Origin of the sequence: Streptomyces dysideae (assembly GCF_001514305.1) — a bacterium.
Classification (GTDB): domain Bacteria; phylum Actinomycetota; class Actinomycetes; order Streptomycetales; family Streptomycetaceae; genus Streptomyces; species Streptomyces dysideae.
The window spans coordinates 165,431-185,518 of record NZ_KQ949086.1 but is presented as its reverse complement, the minus strand read 5'-3'; the positions used below and the strand labels follow the sequence as shown (position 1 = coordinate 185,518).

General features: G+C 71.8%; 17 protein-coding genes and 1 pseudogene. 8 read left to right on the top strand and 10 right to left on the bottom strand.

Annotated elements, in window-relative coordinates; translation table 11 throughout:
- Positions 1 to 86: 86 nt before the first annotated feature.
- Both AQJ91_RS20710 and AQJ91_RS20705 read left to right on the top strand, forming a co-directional pair.
- Positions 87 to 2,042, top strand: coding sequence for a Xaa-Pro dipeptidyl-peptidase (locus AQJ91_RS20710; protein ID WP_067023819.1), 1,956 nt, complete (start codon positions 87 to 89; stop codon positions 2,040 to 2,042).
- Positions 2,039 to 3,346, top strand: coding sequence for a M14 family metallopeptidase (locus AQJ91_RS20705; RefSeq protein ID WP_067023651.1), 1,308 nt, complete (start codon positions 2,039 to 2,041; stop codon positions 3,344 to 3,346). The genes AQJ91_RS20710 and AQJ91_RS20705 overlap by 4 nt, the downstream gene beginning before the upstream one ends.
- 6 nt (positions 3,347 to 3,352) lie before the next feature.
- Here the strand turns inward: AQJ91_RS20705 and AQJ91_RS20700 are convergent, their stop codons facing one another.
- Entirely contained in the window at positions 3,353 to 4,312 is a 960-nt protein-coding gene (locus AQJ91_RS20700) for an FAD-dependent oxidoreductase (protein WP_067023648.1), read from the bottom strand.
- A gap of 66 nt (positions 4,313 to 4,378) precedes the next feature.
- Between AQJ91_RS20700 and AQJ91_RS20695 the strand changes: the two genes are divergently transcribed.
- Positions 4,379 to 5,401: an oxidoreductase gene (locus AQJ91_RS20695; RefSeq protein ID WP_067023645.1), complete on the top strand. Its 1,023-nt coding sequence runs from the start codon at positions 4,379 to 4,381 to the stop codon at positions 5,399 to 5,401.
- Positions 5,402 to 5,448: 47 nt separating this feature from the next.
- On the top strand, positions 5,449 to 7,089 hold the full coding sequence (locus tag AQJ91_RS20690; RefSeq protein ID WP_067023642.1) for an ABC-F family ATP-binding cassette domain-containing protein: 1,641 nt from the start codon (positions 5,449 to 5,451) through the stop codon (positions 7,087 to 7,089).
- Between the two features lie 30 nt (positions 7,090 to 7,119).
- Here the strand turns inward: AQJ91_RS20690 and AQJ91_RS20685 are convergent, their stop codons facing one another.
- The 5 genes from AQJ91_RS20685 to AQJ91_RS20670 form a co-directional block, all read right to left on the bottom strand.
- The gene (locus tag AQJ91_RS20685; protein WP_067023637.1) at positions 7,120 to 8,358 is read right to left on the bottom strand and encodes a serine hydrolase domain-containing protein; all 1,239 of its coding nucleotides are present in this window, start codon (positions 8,356 to 8,358) and stop codon (positions 7,120 to 7,122) included.
- 33 nt (positions 8,359 to 8,391) lie between these two features.
- Positions 8,392 to 8,979, bottom strand: coding sequence for a putative glycolipid-binding domain-containing protein (locus tag AQJ91_RS20680; RefSeq protein WP_067023634.1), 588 nt, complete (start codon positions 8,977 to 8,979; stop codon positions 8,392 to 8,394).
- A 77-nt stretch (positions 8,980 to 9,056) separates the two neighbouring features.
- Positions 9,057 to 11,468 carry a Tex family protein gene (locus AQJ91_RS20675; RefSeq protein WP_067023630.1) on the bottom strand — a complete coding sequence of 804 codons (2,412 nt, stop codon included), beginning with the start codon at positions 11,466 to 11,468 and terminating at the stop codon, positions 9,057 to 9,059.
- A 100-nt stretch (positions 11,469 to 11,568) separates the two neighbouring features.
- Complete coding sequence (locus tag AQJ91_RS57395; RefSeq protein ID WP_267891225.1) at positions 11,569 to 11,700, bottom strand: LPFR motif small protein; 132 nt, start codon at positions 11,698 to 11,700, stop codon at positions 11,569 to 11,571.
- A gap of 78 nt (positions 11,701 to 11,778) precedes the next feature.
- Complete coding sequence (locus AQJ91_RS20670; RefSeq protein WP_067023626.1) at positions 11,779 to 12,648, bottom strand: SCO6745 family protein; 870 nt, start codon at positions 12,646 to 12,648, stop codon at positions 11,779 to 11,781.
- Positions 12,649 to 12,760: 112 nt separating this feature from the next.
- Between AQJ91_RS20670 and AQJ91_RS20665 the strand changes: the two genes are divergently transcribed.
- Both AQJ91_RS20665 and AQJ91_RS20660 read left to right on the top strand, forming a co-directional pair.
- On the top strand, positions 12,761 to 13,720 hold the full coding sequence (locus AQJ91_RS20665; protein ID WP_067023623.1) for a GlxA family transcriptional regulator: 960 nt from the start codon (positions 12,761 to 12,763) through the stop codon (positions 13,718 to 13,720).
- 611 nt (positions 13,721 to 14,331) lie between these two features.
- Positions 14,332 to 14,967 carry a DJ-1/PfpI family protein gene (locus AQJ91_RS20660; protein ID WP_067023620.1) on the top strand — a complete coding sequence of 212 codons (636 nt, stop codon included), beginning with the start codon at positions 14,332 to 14,334 and terminating at the stop codon, positions 14,965 to 14,967.
- Here the strand turns inward: AQJ91_RS20660 and AQJ91_RS20655 are convergent.
- Positions 14,954 to 15,706 carry an enoyl-CoA hydratase/isomerase family protein gene (locus AQJ91_RS20655; protein ID WP_067023617.1) on the bottom strand — a complete coding sequence of 251 codons (753 nt, stop codon included), beginning with the start codon at positions 15,704 to 15,706 and terminating at the stop codon, positions 14,954 to 14,956. The genes AQJ91_RS20660 and AQJ91_RS20655 overlap by 14 nt on opposite strands.
- A 103-nt stretch (positions 15,707 to 15,809) precedes the next feature.
- Between AQJ91_RS20655 and AQJ91_RS20650 the strand changes: the two are divergent.
- Together AQJ91_RS20650 and AQJ91_RS20645 are read left to right on the top strand one after the other, a co-directional pair.
- Positions 15,810 to 16,486, top strand: a pseudogene (locus AQJ91_RS20650) (HdeD family acid-resistance protein).
- A 174-nt stretch (positions 16,487 to 16,660) separates the two neighbouring features.
- On the top strand, positions 16,661 to 17,170 hold the full coding sequence (locus AQJ91_RS20645; protein ID WP_067023614.1) for an ATP-binding protein: 510 nt from the start codon (positions 16,661 to 16,663) through the stop codon (positions 17,168 to 17,170).
- 6 nt (positions 17,171 to 17,176) lie between these two features.
- Here the strand turns inward: AQJ91_RS20645 and idi are convergent, their stop codons facing one another.
- The 3 genes from idi to galE all read right to left on the bottom strand — a co-directional run bounded on the left by idi (position 17,177) and on the right by galE (position 19,991).
- Positions 17,177 to 17,770, bottom strand: a complete 594-nt coding sequence (idi, locus tag AQJ91_RS20640; protein ID WP_067023611.1) for an isopentenyl-diphosphate Delta-isomerase — start codon at positions 17,768 to 17,770, stop codon at positions 17,177 to 17,179.
- Between the two features lie 187 nt (positions 17,771 to 17,957).
- Positions 17,958 to 18,893 carry a cation diffusion facilitator family transporter gene (locus tag AQJ91_RS20635; RefSeq protein WP_067023609.1) on the bottom strand — a complete coding sequence of 312 codons (936 nt, stop codon included), beginning with the start codon at positions 18,891 to 18,893 and terminating at the stop codon, positions 17,958 to 17,960.
- A 132-nt stretch (positions 18,894 to 19,025) separates the two neighbouring features.
- A complete protein-coding gene (gene galE, locus AQJ91_RS20630; RefSeq protein ID WP_067023606.1) occupies positions 19,026 to 19,991 on the bottom strand; it encodes a UDP-glucose 4-epimerase GalE in 966 nt (321 codons plus the stop codon).
- Between the last annotated feature and the right edge of the window lie 97 nt (positions 19,992 to 20,088).

Here is a 20,088-nt window from a genome sequence, read left to right as displayed (position 1 = left end):
CCCGCCCCTCCCAGGGCCGTCACCTGTCCCGGCAGGCCTCCAGTTGCCCTCTTCTGTACGGGAGTTGACCGATGTACCGTCCGCGCATGCCGATAAGCACGCGCTTCATGATCTGGAGACCGCTCGCGACAGCGGCCGCGGCCGCCCTGACGGTCACGTTCCTGACGCCCGCCGGGGCACACGCCGCCCCGCGCGAGAGCAAGCCCGTCTACTCGTACGAGAACGCCATCCGCGAGGCCGTATGGGTGGACACCGGAATCGACTACGACCGTGACGGAAAGAGCGACCGCGTCGCCGTCGACGTCGTCCGGCCCCGCGAAGCCGCCCAACAGGGCCGGAAGATACCCGTCATCATGGATGCCAGCCCCTACTACTCCTGCTGCGGGCGCGGCAACGAGGGCCAGCGGAAGACGTACGACGAGAGCGGCAACGTCGTCCAGATGCCGCTGTTCTACGACAACTACTTCGTGCCGCGCGGCTACGCCTTCGTCGGCGTCGACCTCGCCGGCACCAACCGCTCCGACGGCTGCGTGGACGTCGGCGGCCGCTCCGACATCCAGTCCGCGAAGGCCGTCGTCGACTGGCTCAACGGCCGCGCCAAGGCCTACACCTCTCGTACGGGAAGCACGAAGGCCAAGGCCGGCTGGACCAACGGCAAGACCGGCATGATCGGCAAGAGCTGGGACGGCACCATCGCCAACGGTGTCGCCGCCACCGGCGTCGAGGGCCTGAAGACCATCGTCCCGATCAGCGCCATCTCCTCCTGGTACGACTACTACTTCCAGCAGGGCGCCCCGCTCTACGACTCCGGTCCCGACTGGCTGTCCGACTACGTCGACAGCCCCGACGCCCGCGCCAAGTGCGCCGCCGTCCAGCAGCAGCTCGTCGACGGCGCACCGCGCACCGGCGACTGGACGCCGCTGTGGACCGAGCGCGACTACGTCAAGGACGCCTCGAAAGTGGAGGCCAGCGTCTTCCTCATCCACGGCCTCCAGGACCTCAACGTCCGTATGAAGCACGTCGGCCAGTGGTGGGACGCCCTCGCGAAGAACGGCGTCGAGCGCAAGATCTGGCTCTCCCAGACCGGCCACGTCGACCCCTTCGACTTCCGCCGCGCCACCTGGGTCGACACCCTGCACCGCTGGTTCGACCACGAACTCCTCGGCTACGACAACGGCATCGACGACGAGCCGATGGCCGACATCGAACGCCACCCCGACCAGTGGGTGACGTCGAAGGTCTGGCCGCCGCGCGGCACGGACACCACGACCCTGCGCCCGGCGACCGGCACCCAGGCAGGCGTCGGCACCCTCGGCCTGACCCCCGGAACCGGCACCGAGACCTTCACCGACGACCCGCAGCACAGTGAGACCGACTGGGCCGCGCACATCGACCAGCCCACCCCCGACAAGGCGGGCTTCACGACCGAGCCGCTCACCCGCGACCTGCGCCTGTCCGGCTCCTCCAAGGTCACCGTCACCGCGACCCCGACCACCTCGACGGCCCACCTCAGCGCCGTCCTGGTCGACCTCGGCCCCGACACCATCCGTGACTACGCCAGGAGCGGCGAGGGCATCACCACCCTCACCGACCGCACCTGCTGGGGCGTCAGCACCACTGGTGACAGCGCTTGCTACAAGGAGACGCAGGCCAAGACGACGGACGTCGACTACACGGTCGTCAGCCGCGGCTGGGCCGACCTCGGCAACCACGCCTCCGACCTGACGGGCGTCCCGCTCACCCCGGGCAAGGCGTACACCATCACCCTCGATCTGGCGGCCACCGACCACGTCGTCCCGGCCGGGCACCGCCTCGCCCTGATCGTCGCGGGCACCGACCAGGACCTGATCGACCCGCCGTCGACCACGCCGACGCTGACGCTCGACCTGTCCCGGACGAAGGCCAGCGTCCCGCTGGTCGGCGGTGCCCCCGCGTTCGCCCGCGCCACCGCCGGCTCCGTGACCGCCGTACCTGAGGCCACGGTCCTCGACGGCGTGACCGCGCCGAGCACCGTCCAGCGCGTCCCGGGGGGAGGCCGGTGACCCGGATCCGCGCCCTGACCCTCACCACGGCGGCCCTGGCCGCGTCCCTCATGGCGGTACCGGCCCAGGCGGCCGACGCCCCGCCGCGCACCGGCTTCGAGCAGTCGAACGGCGCCCGCTGGACCAGTCAGCCCGAGGAACAGGAGCTCCTCGCGGCCCTCGACCGGGCGAGCGACCGGGTCTCCGTCGCCCGTATCGGTACGACGAAGCAGGGCCGTCCGCTCCAGCTCGTCCGGATCGGCACCCTCCCCCACTCTCGGCTTCGCTCGAGCGGGGGGACCCCCATCGCCCCGAACAAGGTGCTCCTCGTGTGCAGCCAGCACGGCGACGAGCCGTCCGGCCGCGAGGCCTGTCTGTCCACGGTCCGCGACCTGGCCTACGCCAAGGACCCGCGGACCCGGCGCTTCCTGGACCGCACCACGGTGCTGGTCGTGCCCACCGCCAACCCGGACGGCCGGGCCGCCGACACCCGCGGCAACAGCGACGGCGTGGACATCAACCGCGACCACATCGCCCTGCGGACCGCCGAGGGCCGCGCCATGGCGGCCCTCGTCCGGGACCAGCGCCCCGACGTGGTCTACGACCTGCACGAGTACGGCGCCACACCCCCGTACTACGACAAGGACCTGTTCGACCTCTGGCCCCGCAACCTCAACACGGACCCGCACGTCCACGACGAGGCCCGGGCCTTGTCCGAGGGATACGTCCGCCCCGCCGCACAGAGCGCCGGCCACTCCACCGGCACGTACGGCATCTGGACCGACCCCGAGACCGGCGACCCGATCAGACAGGTCGCCGGTGACGGGCAGGAACGCATCCTGCGGAACATGTCCGGCGTCAAGCACTCGGTGGGCCTGCTCATCGAGAGCCGCGTCGACCCGCTCACGGACGCGGAGAAGGCGGACGAGGCGCTGAACAACCGGCGCCGGGTGAGCTCCCAGCTCGCCGCGCTGGAGGGACTGTTCGGCTTCGCCGACGAGCACCGCGGACAGGTCGAGGCGGCCACCGGCACGGCCCGCCGCGCGGGGTACGCCGACACCGGTCCCGTCTACGTCGGCGGTGCCGACAACGACGCGCCCGAACCGGCCGAGGTGATCCAGGACCCGCCCTGCGGCTACCGGCTCACCGCCGACCAGTACACGGATTTCAAGGACGAGCTGGCCCTGCACGGAGTCCGGTCGAAGGCGACCTCCACCGGTGCCTACGTCCCGCTCCGCCAGTCCCTGCGCGCCCTCGTCCCCCTGCTCCTCGACGAGCGCGCGCCGTACCACGTCACGGTCGGGGAGCCCGACACCGACTGCTGATCCGGCTCACGTCCCGGAGGGGGCGGCCAGCCCGGCCGCCTCCTCCGCACAGCCCCACGCCACGGTGATGCCCGCACCGCCGTGCCCGTAGTTGTGCACCAGCACCCGACCGTCCGGCAGCGGTTCACGCTCCAGCCGGACCGCGTCCCGCACGGGCCGCAGCCCCACCCGGTGCCCCAGCACCCGGGCCCCGGCGATCTCCGGCCGCAGCGCCGCACACCGCCGTACGATCGCCTCCGCCACCGCGGGATCCGGCTCCAGCGACCACCCGCCCTCGACCGCCGTACCGCCGAGCAGCAATCGCCCCGGCTGCGGGAAGAAGTACGCCATCTCCCCGTCGGCGTCGGTGGAGGTCAGCCAGGTGTCGATGCCCGGGTTCTCCACGACCACCAGCTGCCCGCGCACCGGCCGCACGGACGCGTCCGGCACCAGCTCCCGGGCACCCAGCCCCGTGCAGTTGACCACGACCGGCGCCCCGGCCTCGGCGAAACCGGAGACGGTGCGTGTCTCGATCGTCCCGCCCGCCTTGAGGAACCGTTCCCGCAGCCACGGCAGATGGGTCGACATGTCGATGAGCGGCAGCCGCGCCCACAGCCCCGTCCCGGCGTACTCCTCGGCCGTCGACGCACGCAGCCCCGGCACCCGCGCGGCCGCCCACGCGTCGGCCCCGTCCAGATCCGCCTCGCCCAGTACCCCTTCGACCATGCGTACGCCGGTGAGCTCGGGGTACGCCGCCAGCTCCGCGTACACGGAGAGGGAACGCAGCGCCCACTCGCGCGCCTGCGTGACCGGCTCGATCCGGTACGGCCACCACAGCGCGCCCGCAACCGCCGAGGTGGTCCGCTCGACGGGATCTCGCGTCCACACGCGCACCCGACTGCCGCGCTCGGCGAGGACGACGGCCGTCGTCAGCCCGATCACCCCGCCGCCGACCACGATGACATCGCTGCTCAGGCCACTGTCCATGCCGGGACGTTAGCGGAATGCGTCATGCCGTGCTCATATCGCCCCTGCTGTGGGGATACTCACAGCATGTCTGCCGAGTACGCGACCTTCGGCCTGGCACCGGCGATGCGTGCCGGTGGAGTCCTCGCCAACGGTGACTACCAAGTGCACCGGGACTTCGTGGACTTCATCGTCGACGGACGCCCGCTGCTGTTCCAGCTCTCCGACCTCGACGCCGTCTCCCCACTCGCCTCCGACGTTCCGCCCGCGATCTTCACCGCACAGGTCCGCAGCCTGCTCCTGGAGGCGGAGGCACCGCTTCCGGGCGGGCGCTATGTCATCTACGGCTGCCCGGAATGCGAGGACCTCGCCTGCGGTGCCGTCACCGCGGTCATCGACAAGGAGGGCGACGACTACATCTGGCGGGACTTCGCCTGGCAGACGGACGTGGCTGCCGACCTCGGCCTCAACGGCTACCACGGCATAGGGCCCTTCCGCTTCCACGGCGCCGAGTACCGGGCGGCGCTGGGCTCGCTGCTCGACGGCGACTCCGGTGGCGCGCGGCGCCGGGTGCTCCTGATCGGCGCCCGTGTCGCCCTGCTGGCCAAGCTCGCCGCCGCCCTGCGCACCATCGGTATCGGCGCCGACATCACCCGCGACGCCGAGGGCGTCCACGCCGACGAACTGCGTGCCTACGGTGCCGTCGCCTTCGGCCGCGGGATCGGCGAGGAGCAGCGGGCCGCCGTACGCCGCTCCTTCGAACGTGCCGGCGTCGAGGTGACGTACGTCGACGGCCTGGCCCCGATCGTCCCGCTCCTCGTCGCCCAGATCGAACACGCCCTGGACCGCAGCCCGCGGGAACAGCGCCGACTGACCCACCTGGTGGCCGCCGGCGGCGAGGCGGGCATCGAGGTCACCTCACCCTGCCGGGTCCAGCTCACCGCGTACCGCCTCGACCGCCTCTACCGCACCCACACCCATGAGCTCTTCGACGGCATCCTCGAACCCGGCCGCCATCGCATCGCCCTGGACGCGAAGGCGGTGAAGGGGGAGTCGTTCGTGGTGGCGCGCACGTCGGGGAGCGTGCTGGTGGAGGCGATGGCGCGCTGAAACCGGGACGCGTGCGGTGCGGTACGGCCGTTAGGATCGGCGGTCTGATGACTGCCACCCTCGTCGCCAAGAACCTCGCCGCCGGCCACGGCGACCGCTCCCTGTTCAGCGGGCTCGACCTCGTCGTCGCGCCCGGAGACGTGATCGGGCTGGTCGGCGCCAACGGCGCCGGCAAGTCCACCCTGCTCCGGATGCTCGCCGGCCTGATCGCGCCGGAGGAGGGCGAGCTGCGCCTGTCTCCGCCCACGGCGACCGTCGGCCACCTCCCGCAGGAGCCAGAACGGCGCGAGGGCGAGACCGTACGGGACTTCCTGGCCCGCCGCACCGGCGTCGCCGAGGCCCAGCGGACCATGGACGAGGCGACACAGGCCCTGGTCGACGGCGCCCCCGGCGCGGACGACGCGTACGCGACCAGCCTGGAGCGCTGGCTGGGACTGGGTGGCGCCGACCTCGACGAGCGGGCCGAGGAGGTCGCCGACTCGCTGGGCCTGGCGGTGGACCTGGACCAGCCGATGACGTCCCTGTCCGGCGGCCAGGCCGCCCGCGCCGGCCTCGCCTCCCTGCTCCTCTCCCGCTACGACGTCTTCCTGCTCGACGAGCCGACCAACGACCTGGACCTGGACGGCCTGGAACGCCTCGAACGCTTCGTGAGCGGCCTGCGTGCCGGCACGGTGGTCGTCAGCCACGACCGGGAGTTCCTCACCCGCACCGTCACCAAGGTCCTCGAACTGGACCTCGCCCAGCAGCAGATCAACCTCTACGGCGGCGGATACGCGGCCTACCTGGAGGAACGCGACGTCGCCCGTCGGCACGCCCGCGACGACTACGAGGAGTACGAGGGGAAGAAGAACGCCCTTGAGGACCGGGCCCGGACGCAGCGCTCCTGGATGGACAAGGGCGTGAAGAACGCGCGCCGCAAGGCGGGCAACGACAACGACAAGATCGGCCGCAAGTTCCGCAGCGAGGCCAGCGAGAAGCAGGCCGCCAAGGCCCGCCAGACGCAGCGCATGATCGAGCGCCTCGACGTCGTCGAGGAACCCCGCAAGGAGTGGGAACTGCGGATGGAGATCGCGTCGGCACCGCGCTCCGGCGCGGTGGTCGCGACCCTGCGCGACGCCGAGGTCCGCCGCGGCGGCTTCACCCTCGGCCCGGTGTCCCTGCAGATCGACTGGGCGGACCGGGTGGCGGTCACCGGAGCCAACGGCGCCGGCAAGTCGACCCTGCTCGGCGCCCTCCTCGGCCGCGTCCCGCTGACCGCGGGCCAGGCGTCACTCGGCTCGGGCGTCCTGATCGGCGAGGTGGACCAGGCCCGCAAGCTGTTCTACGGCCCGGAGGGGCTGCTGGACGCCTTCTGCGCGGCGGTCCCGGACACCGAGCCGGTGGAAGTCCGCACCCTGCTGGCCAAGTTCGGCCTGAAATCCGACCACGTCCTGCGCCCCGCGGCCACCCTCTCCCCGGGCGAACGCACCCGAGCGGCCCTCGCCCTCCTCCAGGGCCGAGGCGTCAACCTCCTCGTCCTCGACGAACCGACCAACCACCTCGACCTCCCGGCCATCGAGCAACTGGAATCGGCCCTCGACGCCTACGAGGGCACCCTGCTCCTGGTCACCCACGACCGGCGCATGCTCGACGCGGTCCACGTCACCCGCCGCCTGGAGGTCGCCGACGGCAAGGTGACCGAACGCTAGGGCGCGTGCGTCAGCCCTTGGGCCTGTGCGTCAGCGCTTGGGGCGCAGCAGCGCGCAGACGAAGTTCTCCTGTACGGCGCGCAGCTTCCGCAACAGACCGGGCTTCAGGGCCTGGTTGATCTGGGTGGTGGCGGAGAAGGTCAACGACCCGCGCCCGTCCGGCGTGGCGGCGATCAGCTGCGTGTAGCCGAGGGTGTTGCCGGTGTGCCCCAGCACCACGCCGCATCGGGTCGTGTACCGGAAGACGGCGAGTCCCGCGGCGTTGCGTCCCGGCCCGGCGGGCTCGGACGCTGCACCGCGGATCCAGCGCCTCTGCTCCCGCACGACGTGGCGTCCGTACAGCCGGCCGCCGGCGTAGCCGCGGACGAAGCTGGTCATGTCGGTGGGCGTGGAGACGATGCCACCCGAGGCCCACACCCCGGACATGCCGAGGACCTCGCTGACGTCCTCCGGCGGTGCGGGCGGGTCCACGTCGTAGCCGTGCAGGTAGGGCCTCGGCGTCCGGTAGCCCTGCGGCAGGCTCGTGTGGCGCAGGCCCAGCGGCCGGTACACCAGCTCGTCCAGCAGACGCTCGTACGGGATGCGGGTGGCTGCTTCCGCCATCAGGGCGACGGCGATGTTGTCGGAGTTGGAGTACTGGTACCGGGAGCCGGGCCGGAAACGCAGAGGCTGGTCGGCGACGTAGTCGAGCAGTCGGCGGGAGTCGAAGCGGTGCCGGGGGTCGGCGCGAACGGTGTCCACGAACGCCGGGGCCTGCGCGAAGTCGGGCAGGCCGCTGGTGTGGTTCAGCAGCTGGCGCAGCGTCACGGAGCCCCAGGCGCTCGGCAGGCGCGGCAGCCGCTCGCGCAAGGTGTCGTCGAGACGCAGGTGGCGGCGGTGGACGAGGGACAGCGCCACCGCGCCGCTGAACGCCTTGGCCGCACTGGCGATGCGCATGTGGTCATCAGGGTCGGGTCTGCGGCCGGTGCGCAGGTCCGCGACGCCGGCCCGGACGACCCGGCTGCCCCGGCCGTCGCGGAGAACGGCGATGACGCCGGGCGGGCCACTCGGCGTGCGGACCAGGTCGTCGAGCTGGTGCTGGAGCGCGTCGTAGGTGTTCGGTGCGGGCGGCGACGTGGCGGCAACCGCGGTGGCCGGGGCCAGCAGGGTCAGGCAGGTGGCGATGAGGGAGGCCGCTCCCGGACGGGGCCCGAGCGGGGAACGGCGGCGGGGTGGCGGTCGGCATCGGCTCTCCCTGAGCGGCGGCGGGCACGCGGGCTGGGCGTCCAGATTCGCCCGCCCGGATCCGTGCAGCCGCTCGTGCTACTGCACATGGTCCAACGGGCTGTGCCCTCCGGATCGGTCGAGCCGCGTCGCCATCCCCGGGTAGTCGACGACGATGCCGTCGTCGTCGAACTCGATGTCACTGCGGAAGTCGTCGGAGACGAAGCGAATCCGGCCCTGCCCGAGGTGCGTGTAGGTCTGCCGCGACGGCCGTACCGTCAGGCCCGGCACCGACACCCACGCCATCAGGAACTCCCGCTCGCCGGGCGCCCGATGGAGACCGTGGCGGAGCACCGGCATGGTGTTGGTGAGCGGGCACAGGCCCAGGTCGCAGTCGAGGGCGCCGTCGACGTCGGGCAGCGGCTCGCCGTCCGCGATCCAGCGGCCGTGGCCGTCGTGCCGCAGGTCCAGGGAGCGGGCGCCGGTCTGGGTCCGCGCCGTGACGCTCAGCCGACGGGTCACGAAGTCCTCGGCCGTCTCCAGTTCGTACGAGATCCAGTACGGCTGGGGCACGATGCCGACCGCACGGCCACGGGCCCGCAGGGAGCCGTCGGCGAACTCGGCCCAGGCGGTCTCGTAGCCCTGGCTCTCCGTGACGCTCCAGGTGATGACACGCGAAGTCGACATGCAGACACCCTACGAGCGGACCGGCCCGGAGCCTCCGTGTCGTACCGGAGAGTCCGGGCCGGTCACCGCCGGGTGCCTCAGCGCTTGCCCTTCTTCGGGTCCAGCAGACCTGCCCGGCGCAGTGCGTCGGCCATCGCGCTGTTGGCGGGCGGCGCCGCCTGACGCGAGCCGCCCCCGCCCCCGCCCCCGCCCCCGCTGGCCCCGCGGCCCTGCCGCTGCTGCGGCGGACGCCCGCCACCCCGCTGCTGCCGCCGCTCGCCGCCCGGATTCTGCTGCCGGTCCTGGGGCGCGGCCTCGTCGTCCAGCCGCAGCGTCAGCGAGATCCGCTTGCGCGGAACGTCGATGTCCAGCACCTTCACCTTGACGATGTCACCGGGCTTGACCACGTCCCGCGGGTCCTTGACGAACGTCTTCGACATGGCGGAGACATGCACCAGACCGTCCTGGTGGACGCCGACGTCCACGAACGCCCCGAAGGCCGCCACATTCGTCACGACGCCCTCCAGGACCATCCCGGACGACAGGTCGGAGAGCTTCTCGACGCCCTCCTTGAAGGTGGCCGTCTTGAACGCGGGCCGCGGGTCGCGCCCGGGCTTCTCCAGCTCCTTGAGGATGTCGGTGACCGTCGGCAGACCGAACGTCTCGTCCACGAAGTCGTCCGGCCGCAGCGACCGCAGCGCGCCCGTGTTGCCGATGAGCGAGGCCACCTCCTGCCCCGACGTCTTCACCATCCGCCGCACCACCGGATACGCCTCCGGGTGCACGCTGGACGAGTCCAGCGGGTCGTCGCCGCCCCGGATCCGCAGGAAGCCCGCACACTGCTCGTACGCCTTGGGCCCGAGCCGCGCCACGCCCTTCAGCTGGGTGCGCGACTTGAAGGGGCCGTTCGCGTCCCGGTGCGCCACGATGTTCTCGGCCAGCCCGGACGTGATGCCGGAGACCCGGGCGAGCAGCGGCGCCGACGCCGTGTTGACGTCGACCCCGACGCCGTTCACGCAGTCCTCCACCACTGCGTCCAGCGACCGCGACAGCTTCACCTCCGACAGGTCGTGCTGGTACTGCCCGACCCCGATCGACTTCGGGTCGATCTTCACCAGCTCGGCCAGCGGATCCTGCAGCCGCCGCGCGATCGACACCGCGCCGCGCAGCGACACGTCCATGTCGGGCAGCTCCTGCGAGGCGAACGCGGACGCCGAGTACACGGAGGCGCCCGCCTCGGACACCATCACCTTGGTGAGCTTCAACTCCGGGTGTCTGGTGATGAGTTCAGCGGCGAGCTTGTCGGTCTCCCGGGACGCCGTGCCGTTGCCGATCGCCACCAGCTCGACCGTGTGCTCCTTCGCCAGCCGCGCCAGCTTGGCGATCGCCTCGTCCCACTTGTTCGCCGGGACGTGCGGATAGATGACGTCCGTCGCGACGACCTTGCCGGTCGCGTCGACGACGGCGACCTTCACGCCCGTACGGAACCCGGGGTCCAGGCCCAGCGTCGCGCGCGTGCCGGCCGGGGCGGCCAGCAGCAGGTCGCGGAGGTTCGCCGCGAACACGTTGACCGCCTCGTCCTCGGCGGCCGTACGCAGCCGCAGCCGCATGTCGATGCCGAGGTGCACGAGGAGCCGGGTCCGCCAGGCCCAGCGGACCGTGTCCGTGAGCCACTTGTCGCCGGGGCGACCCCGGTCGGCGATCCCGAACTTCGAGGCGACGATCCCCTCGTACGACGAAGGAACCGATGACGATTCAGTCTGCTCCTCGGGCTCCAGGACGAGGTCGAGGACCTCCTCCTTCTCGCCGCGCAGCATCGCCAGGATCCGGTGCGAAGGCAGCTCGGTGAACGGCTCGGCGAAGTCGAAGTAGTCGGCGAACTTGGCGCCCGCCTCCTCCTTGCCCTCGCGCACCTTGGCGGCCAGCCGCCCGCGCACCCACATGCGCTCGCGCAGCTCGCCGATCAGGTCGGCGTCCTCCGAGAACCGCTCGGTGAGGATCGCCCGGGCTCCGTCGAGTGCGGCCTGCGGATCGGCGACCCCCTTGTCGGCGTCGACGAACGCGGCGGCCGCCGCGAGGGGGGCGACCGTCGGGTCGCCGAGCAGGCCCTCGGCGAGCGGTTCGAGGCCCGCCTCGCGCGCGATCTGCGCCTTGGTGCGCCGCTTGGGCTTGTACGGCAGGTAGATGTCCTCCAGCCGCGCCTTGGTCTCGGCGCCGCGGATCCGCGCCGCCAGCTCCTCGGTGAGCTTGCCCTGCTCGCGCACCGAGTCCAGGATCGCCGTCCGCCGCTCCTCCAGCTCCCGCAGATAGCGCAGCCGCTCCTCGAGCGCGCGCAGCTGCGCGTCGTCGAGCATCTCCGTCGCTTCCTTGCGGTAGCGGGCGATGAAGGGCACCGTCGAACCGCCGTCGAGCAACTCCACGGCAGCCCTGACCTGCCGCTCCCGTACGCCGAGCTCCTCGGCGATCCTGCCTTCGATGGACCCAACTGCGATGGACCCGGGTGTCGTCACGATCCCGTACCGCCTTCTCACTGAGGTTGCGCGGCAATTGTGGCAGGTGACACCGACAATCGGGGATCAGGGCGGCAACCCGGCCGGTCGGCGGGCCGCGTCAGGCCCTGCGGCGGCGCGTGGCGCCCGAGGCACCGCCGAACAGCCGGGCCAGGGCCCGGAAGGGCAGCGTCACCACGGTGGCGACGGCCGAGCCGATCTGCCGCAACACGTCTGCGATCGCGCGGAACATGAGAACGCACCTTTCCTCGCCCGGCCACACCGTGGCCGGCGGGGTCCGGGTACCGCGGCCACGGCCCGGCACACGGATTCAGCGCTTGCCGAACAGATCCGCCGGAAACGCCCCCGCCGCCGCCACGGCCCGGGCGAACCCGGTCGCGAGCTCCGTCAGCCGCGCGACCCCGTCCGCCCCGAGGTGCTCGTACGGGGCCCGGTCCAGCCGGTCCGTCTGCTCCTCGATCTCCGCGCGCAGCGCGAACCCCCGCTCCGTGAGCTCGCCCGCACCGTCCACCAGCCCGCGCTCCCGCAGTCGCCCCACGGCCGCGTCCCAGTCCTCCTCGGTCCAGCCGCGGGTGGTGAACACCCACTTCGGCGCCATGCCCTTGCCGGTCGCCGTGTGGGTGACCACGGCCTCCAGGCCGCCGAGGCCCGCGGACATCAGGGCGGTGAGATGACCGTCGCCCCGGTGCTCGCGCAGGAGGGTGGCGGCGTGGAAGTACGCCAGGTGCGGCTCCTCGGGAACCGGCAGGTCGGCGTGCGCGGCGTACAGCGGCCGGGCACTGCGGGAACAGGCCTCGGCGGCCCGCAGCGCGAGCCCGGCAGCCTCCGCGATCTGTGCCGACGCCACGGCCTCCTCGCCCAGCAGCCGGCGCAGCGTCGCGTCCACGGCACGCGCGCGTGCGGCCAGCACGTCCTGGGGCGAGGCGGTCTCCCACACCGCGGGCACATGCCGGGCCACGAGCTCGTACTTGTAGTTGTAGAACGCCGCCGCGACCGTGCCGGCCCCGACCGCTCCCATCGCGGCCGACCGCACCGCGAAGTTGACGGCCCTGGGGCTCGTGACGCCGAGGGCGGCCAGTTCCTTCCCCACGTCCGGGGAGAAGTAATGCGTCGCGTGCAGGGTGTTGAGCGCGTTGTGACAGCGGCGGCCGGCGCGCGGCTCGAGGGCGGCAGTAGTCATGCGGGCACGTTACCAACCGCTTGGTATGTGTTTTGCGCGCGTTCCCTTCTTGGCAGGAAAGGTGGGCTACTCGTCATTGCGGCCATCGGGCCGCCCGCCAAGAATCGAGGACATGGCGCAGCGAACCGTTCTCTTCGTGCTCTTCGACGACGTCCAGAGTCTCGACGTCACCGGCCCGCTGGAGGTCTTCGTGGGGGCCGAGCGGCACACTCCGGGCTCGTACCGCATCCGTACCGCCTCCCTGGGCGGCGCCCCCGTGCGCACCTCCGGAGGCCTGACCGTCGTCCCGGACGGGACCCTCGCCGACGCGCCCACCCCGCACACCCTCATCGTTCCCGGCGGCAAGGGCACCCGCGGCGCCGACCCGCGGCTGACCGACTGGGTGCGCGAGCACGGCGCCCGCGCCGAACGTGTGATCTCCGTCTGCACCGGCGCGATCCTGCTCGCCGAGGCCGGCCTGCTGGACGGCCGCCGGGTCACGACCCACTGGGCGTACTGCGGCAAGCTCGCCCGCGACCACCCGGCGATCGAGGTCGACCCGGACCCCATCTTCATCCGCGACGGACCCGTCTCCACCTCCGCCGGTGTCACCTCGGGCATCGACCTCGCCCTCGCCCTGGTCGAGGAGGACCTCGGCCGGGACGCGGCGCTCGCCATCGCCCGTCACCTGGTCGTCTTCCTGCGCCGACCGGGCAACCAGGCCCATTTCAGTGCCCAGCTCGCCGCCCAGACCGCCCAGCGCGAGCCGCTCCGCGAGGTCCAGCAGTGGATCAGCGACCACCCCGACGCCGACCTGACCGTCGAGTCCCTCGCCGCCCGCGCCAGCCTCTCCCCACGCCACTTCGCCCGCGCCTTCCAGACCGAGACCGGCATGACGCCCGGCCGCTACGTCGACCGCGTCCGCCTGGAACACGCCCGCCGCCTCCTGGAGGACACCGCCGACGGCGTCGAGACCATCTCCCGCGCCAGCGGCTACGGCACCCCCGAAGCCATGCGCCGAGCCTTCATCAAGGCCCTGGGCACACCCCCGACGGAATACCGCCGCCGCTTCCACCCGGCCGAGTCCCACTGACCCCGGTCGCTACCTCGAGGAGTCCGTACGAACACCGTCCACTGAGACCTGACGCGTGTCGCGTGACGCGAAGGGTGGCGTCCCATGGCGTGGTGTAGCGGCGCGGAGTTCATGACTCCGCAGGTCAGCACAGCTACGTGCCCGTCGCCCCGCAGGATTGTGGCGTGGCCGCCACTGAGCGGCGCGGACGTCGGTACGGAGGAACGGCCGGCACCTTCCCTCGGCGCACCGAGCGGACCCGCATGGCTACACCACGCCACGGCCCGCCGCCACGCGAAGCCCGGCGTCATACGCGAACCGCCCGCACCGCCTGCCGCAGTCCGGCGGCCGCCGAGATCCCGCCCTCCACCGAGTCCCGACGCGTGCCGCGCGAAGCCCGGCGCCACCCGTGAGCCAGCCGACCCGTCCACCGAAGCCCAGCGATCGAAGTGAGCCCGCCCGTCACCGAATCCTGGCGCGCGCCGCCTGAAGCCAAGCCCAGCGTCACACGCGACCCGGCCACCTCACCAACCGAAGCATCGCCCAGGGCGTCAGAGCCGAGTGCCCGTCGCTGCCTGGCCGACCATCCACCGAAGCCCAGCGCCCCACCGACGTCCAGCGAAAGGCCTCCCATGCAGATCGCCATCGTCCTCTTCGACCGTTTCACCGCCCTCGACGCCGTCGGCCCGTACGAGATCCTCTGCCGTCTTCCGGGCGCGGAGACCGTGTTCGTCGCCGAGCGGACCGGTCCCGTCCGTACCGACCATGGCAGCCTCGCCCTCACCGCCGACCAGACCCTCGCCGAGGTGCCGAGCCCCGACATCGTGGTCGTACCGGGCGGCCCCGGCCAGAGCCCGCAGATGGCCAACGAGACCCTCCTGGACTGGCTGCGCACCGCCGACGCCACCAGCACCTGGACGACGTCCGTGTGCACCGGCTCGCTGCTGCTGGCCGCCGCCGGACTCCTGGAAGGCCGGCGCGCGACCTCGCACTGGCTGGCCCTGGACTTTCTGAAGCCGTTCGGCGTCGAGCCGACGAGGGAGCGGGTCGTCTTCGACGGCAAGTACGTCACCGCGGCCGGTGTCTCCTCCGGTATCGACATGGGTCTCGCCCTGCTCGGCAGGATCGCCGGCGACGAGCGTGCCCAGGCGGTGCAGCTGGCCACGGAGTACGACCCGCAGCCGCCCTACGAGGCCGGATCCCCCCAGAAGGCTCCCGCCCACATCGTCGACCGGCTCCGGGGGCGCAGCCGCTTCATCCTGACGTAGTAGTCCAGGTGAAGCGCGGCTGCCTGCGCTCCAGGAACGCGGCGACCCCTTCCGCCCGGTCGTCGCTGCCGCGTGCCTGTTCGGCCCAGTGGGCGTCCCGGTCCGTACGCCCGTCGGCGAACTCCTTCGCCGCGGCCTGCGTCAGCTGCGAGCGGGATGTCAGGATCCGAGTGAACTCCGCAACTCGCTTGGCCAGTTCGCCCTCCGGCAGCACCTCGTCGACCAGTCCCGTGCGCAGCGCCCGCTCCGTGTCGATCAACTCGCCCGAGAACAACAGGTACTTGGTGGTCGCCGGCCCCACCAGCGACACCAACCGCCGCGTAGAGGGCGCCGCGTACACGATCCCGAGTTTCGCCGGTGTCACTCCGAAGAGTGAACCCTCCTCGGCGAACCGCAGATCGCAGGCCGCCGCGAGCTGTGACCCGCCGCCCACACAGTGGCCCCGAATCGCCGCCAGCGTGGGCTTCGGAAACGCGGCCAGGGCCTCCTCGGCGGCCACCGCGAGCCCCTGCGCCTCCTCGGAGGAGCCACGGAGTGTGGAGATGTCGGCTCCCGCGCAGAACGTGCCGCCCTCACCGGTCAGCACCAGGACCCGGACGGCCGGATCGGCGGCCAGCATGTCGAGCAGCGGCGGCAGGGCGCGCCACATCGCGGCCGTCATGGCGTTGCGCTTGGCCGGGTGGTGGATGACGACCGTGGCGACAGAGTCAGTGATGCGGTGCAGCAGCTGCGGCTCCATGGCCGGATGCTATCCGCCTGAGCCGAACGGCCGATCAAGAAGGGCCGCGGAGAGATCCACGGCACAGGGTGGCTGAAGGAGACACCCGAACGCGGAGGCGCCGATGGCCAGGCACACCAAGCCCAAGGGTGAGACGGCGAAGATGCAGCGCGGCTTCGGCTGGCTCGCCGTTCTCGGCGTGCTCCTGGTCCTCGTCGGCCTCGTCGGCCTCGTCTACACCGGCGTCGCCCACCTGACCTCGATGATCCTGTTCGGCCGGCTGCTGCTGATCGGCGGCGCCGTCGGCCTGCTGCACGCGATCCAGGCACGAGGCACCAACTTCTTCTGGCTCGGCGACAGGGGTCTCCCCGGCTCGAACGAAGTTGAGAGTCGGGGAAGGTCGCGGCCCTCAACATCGCGGCCGGCGTGGTGGTGATCCGCAGACCGGAGGCGGCGGCCGAGGCGCTGACCATGTTCACCGCGCTGCTCTTCCTCACCGGCGGGGTGTTCCGGCTGGTCGGCAGTCTGGTGGCGCGCGGCCCGCAGTTCGGCTGGGCGCTCCTCCAGGGCGCCTTCGACCTGCTCCTCGGCATCCTGGTACTGGCCTCCTGGCCGAGCAGCAGCAAGTGGGTCATCGGCACCTTCTTCTCCCTCGCCCTTCTCTTCGACGGACTCGGCCTGATCGCCACCGGCTTCGGCGGCCGCCGTATCGTCGGCATGGTCTCCGAGCAGCTGACCGCCGAAGGCGACAGGCGGAACGAATCGGACGACGCCGCGGGCATACCCGTACAACCCGAATAGTTCGTGAAGTCGGCCGCAAGGCGGACAGGATCGGTCCCGTATCCGATCGAGTCGCGCACCATCGGTCGTGAACGCTCGATATCGGCTGACTTCCGTTCATCCTCCGGCCCGGACCTGTGCGTTACCAACACTCGACGTGTGGTGACAATCGAGCGTAAGGGTGGCGACCGGACGATGGAGAACCACGGGCGCGGGTCCGGCCCACGCCCAGCAGGCGGCGCGGATGAGCCCTTCGACCAGAGGCCGCCGGATCCACTGCCTTACGAAGGCGTCTGGCGGTTCACCGCTCCCGCCGTGGACGCCTCGGTCCCGCAGGCCCGGCACGCCGTACGGGACCTGCTGTACCGCCAGGGCGTGCCGGTCTCCGACGACGTGGTCCAGGGTCTGCTGCTGATCGTCTCGGAGCTGGTCACGAACGCCGTACGGCACGCGGCGCTGCTGTCGCCGATGCTCGCCGTGGAGGTCGCCGTCGGCGCCGAGTGGGTGCGGGTGTCCGTGGAGGACAACCACCCCTACCGGCCCACCGCCCTGGAGGCCGACCACGCCCAGACCGGCGGCCGCGGACTGCTCCTGGTGCGCGAGATCACCCGGGAGGCGGGCGGCGCGTGCGACGTCGAGCACACGGCGAGCGGCGGCAAGGTGATCTGGGCCGCCCTGCCGCTCAAACCCGTGCGGGTGCCGTAAGGCCTTTCACCAGCCGGCGGACGCGCCCGTCAGCTCCCTGACCGCGGGACGGGCCGCGTCCAGCACCGTCATGAACCAGGACGAGAAGGTGTCCTTCGCGTGCCGCTCCGCCAGCTCGGCGGGCGTCACGAAGGCCGTCGCACCGACCTCCTCCGGGTCCGGCCGCAGCGGGGACTGCACCAGCCCGACGAAGAGGTGGTTGTACTCCTGCTCCACCAGGCCCGAGTCCGGGTCCGGGTGGTCGTAGCGGACCGTGCCCGCCTCCGCGAGCAGCGACGGCGAGACGCCGAGCTCCTCGTACGTCCGCCGGGCCGCCGCGGCGAACGGCGCCTCGCCCGGGTAGGGGTGGCCGCAGCAGGTGTTGGACCACACGCCGGGGGAGTGGTACTTGCCCAGCGCCCGCTGCTGGAGGAGCAGCCGGCCCCGCTGGTCGAAGAGGAACACGGAGAAGGCGCGGTGCAGTTGTCCCGGTGGCTGATGGGCGGCGAGCTTCTCCGCGGTGCCGATCGTCACGCCGTCCTCGTCGACCAGTTCCAGCAAAATCGCGTCTGCGGTGCCGTTCGACGGACTGTGCGTCGCGGTGGCAGGTGTGATCGGCATACCCATCCTTCACATCGGTCTTCGCGCCCCAAGTGTGCCGTACGAATCCGACACTCCCGGCAGTTGATCGTGCCCGGCGCGGCGGGCGGAGAACCGTCCGGGCGGGCCTGTGAGTCTGAGGACGCAACCGTGCGCCGGACCGCTGCATTCCGTCGTACGTGCGTTCCCAGGGGGCCCTTCGGGGGCTTCAGTGGCAGAGCTTCGCCTCGTGCTCGGCGTGCCCGCCGGGCTCCAGCTGGAAGGTGCAGTGCTCCACGTCGAAGTGATCGCCGAGGCAGCCCTGGAGTTCGTGCAGCATCTTCTCGTTGCCGATGGCGTTGATGACCTCGGAGCTGACGACCACGTGCGCGGACAGCACCGGCATCCCGGAGGTGATCGTCCAGGCGTGCAGGTCGTGGACGTCCTCCACGCCGTCGAGGGCGAGTATGTGCGCCCGCACCTTCGTCATGTCGACGTCCTTGGGGGCCGACTCCAGCAGGACGTCGAGGGTCTCGCGCAGCAGCTTCCAGGTGCGCGGCACGATCATCAGGCCGATGACGAGCGAGGCGATCGGGTCGGCGGCCTGCCAGCCGGTCGTCAGGATCACCAGCGCGGACAGGATCACCGCGAGCGAGCCCAGCGCGTCCGCCGCCACCTCCAGGAACGCGCCCCGCACGTTCAGGCTCTCCTTCTGGCCGCGCATCAGCAGCGACAGGGAGATCATGTTCGCGACCAGACCGACCGCACCGAACGCGACGGTCAGCCCGCCCTCCGTGTCGGCGGGCGTGATGAACCGCTGGATCGCCTCGTACAGGACGTAGCCGCCGACGCCGAGCAGCAGCAGACAGTTGGCGAGCGCGGCGAGGATCTCGGCGCGGGCGTACCCGAACGTGAGCTTCCCGGTCGCCGGACGGCCCGAGAAGTGGATCGCGAGCAGGGCCATGCCCAGGCCCAGCGCGTCCGTCGCCATATGGGCCGCGTCCGCGACCAGCGCGAGCGAGTCGGCGAGCACACCACCGACGATCTCGACCACCATGACGCCGAGCGTGATCGACAGCGCGACCCGCAGCCTGCCGCGGTACGCCGCGGTGGCCGTACCGCCGCTCGGCGCGTGCGTATGTCCGTGGTCGTGACCGGCCCCCATGAAACCGCCCTCCTGTGGTCGTCCGGGATCACAGTGAACTACGGGTGGGGGGTATGTGGCAACGCGGCACTGAACACCGTTGTCATGTGCCCTGACCTGCGGAAACGATCCGCAGGTCAGGGGCCTGGCCGATCATACGCCGTGGTGCAGCCGCCAGCCCTGCCAGGCCGACTCGACCATCTCGCGCACCCCGCGCCCGGCGGTCCAGCCCAGCTCCGCGGTGGCCAGGGCGGCCGAGGCGACCGCGCGCGGCGCGTCCCCGTCCCGGCGTCCCTCGACCACGGGTGGCCGGCGGTCCCCGGTGACCTCGCCGATGAGCGTGATCAGCTCGCGCACCGAGACGCCCTCGCCGCGGCCGATGTTGACCGTCAGGTCGCCGCTCCGGTCGCCGAGCCGCCGGGCGGCCGCCAGATGCGCCTCGGCCAGGTCGGCGACATGGATGTAGTCGCGGACGCAGGTGCCGTCCGGCGTCGGATGGTCGTCGCCGAAGATCCGTGGGGCCTCGTCCCGGGTGAGCCGGTCGAAGACCATCGGGACGATGTTGAAGACACCCGTGTCCGCCAGCTCCGGCGCGGCCGCCCCGGCGACGTTGAAGTAGCGCAGGCACACGGTCGAGATGCCGTGCGCCCGGCCCGCCGCCCGCACCAGCCACTCCCCGGCGAGTTTGGTCTCGCCGTACGGGTTCACCGGCGCGCACGGAGTGTCCTCCGTGATCAGATCCACCGCGGGGTTGCCGTACACGGCCGCCGACGAGGAGAACAGGAACCGTTTGATCCCGGCCTCGGCCACCGCCTCCAGCAGCGTCGCCAGGCCGCCCACGTTCTCCTGGTAGTAGCGCGTCGGCTGCGCCACCGACTCCCCGACCTGCTTGCGCGCCGCGAGATGCACCACACCCGTCATCGCGTGCTCCGCGAACACCCGCTTCAGCAGACCGCCGTCCAGCGACGAGCCACTGATCAGCGGCACCCCGGCGGGCAGCCGTGCGGGTACCCCGGCCGAGAGGTCGTCCAGCACGAGCACGCGCTCCCCGGCATCGGTCATGACCCGCGCCACGTGTGCCCCGATGTATCCGGCTCCGCCTGTGATCAGCCATGTCATGGTCGCTCACCCTATGCCGAGGCGCCCGCGGCACACACGATGTCCCGGATGCCCGGTCTGTGCCGCGCGGTTTGTGGGCCGGGCCCCGGATCCCCGA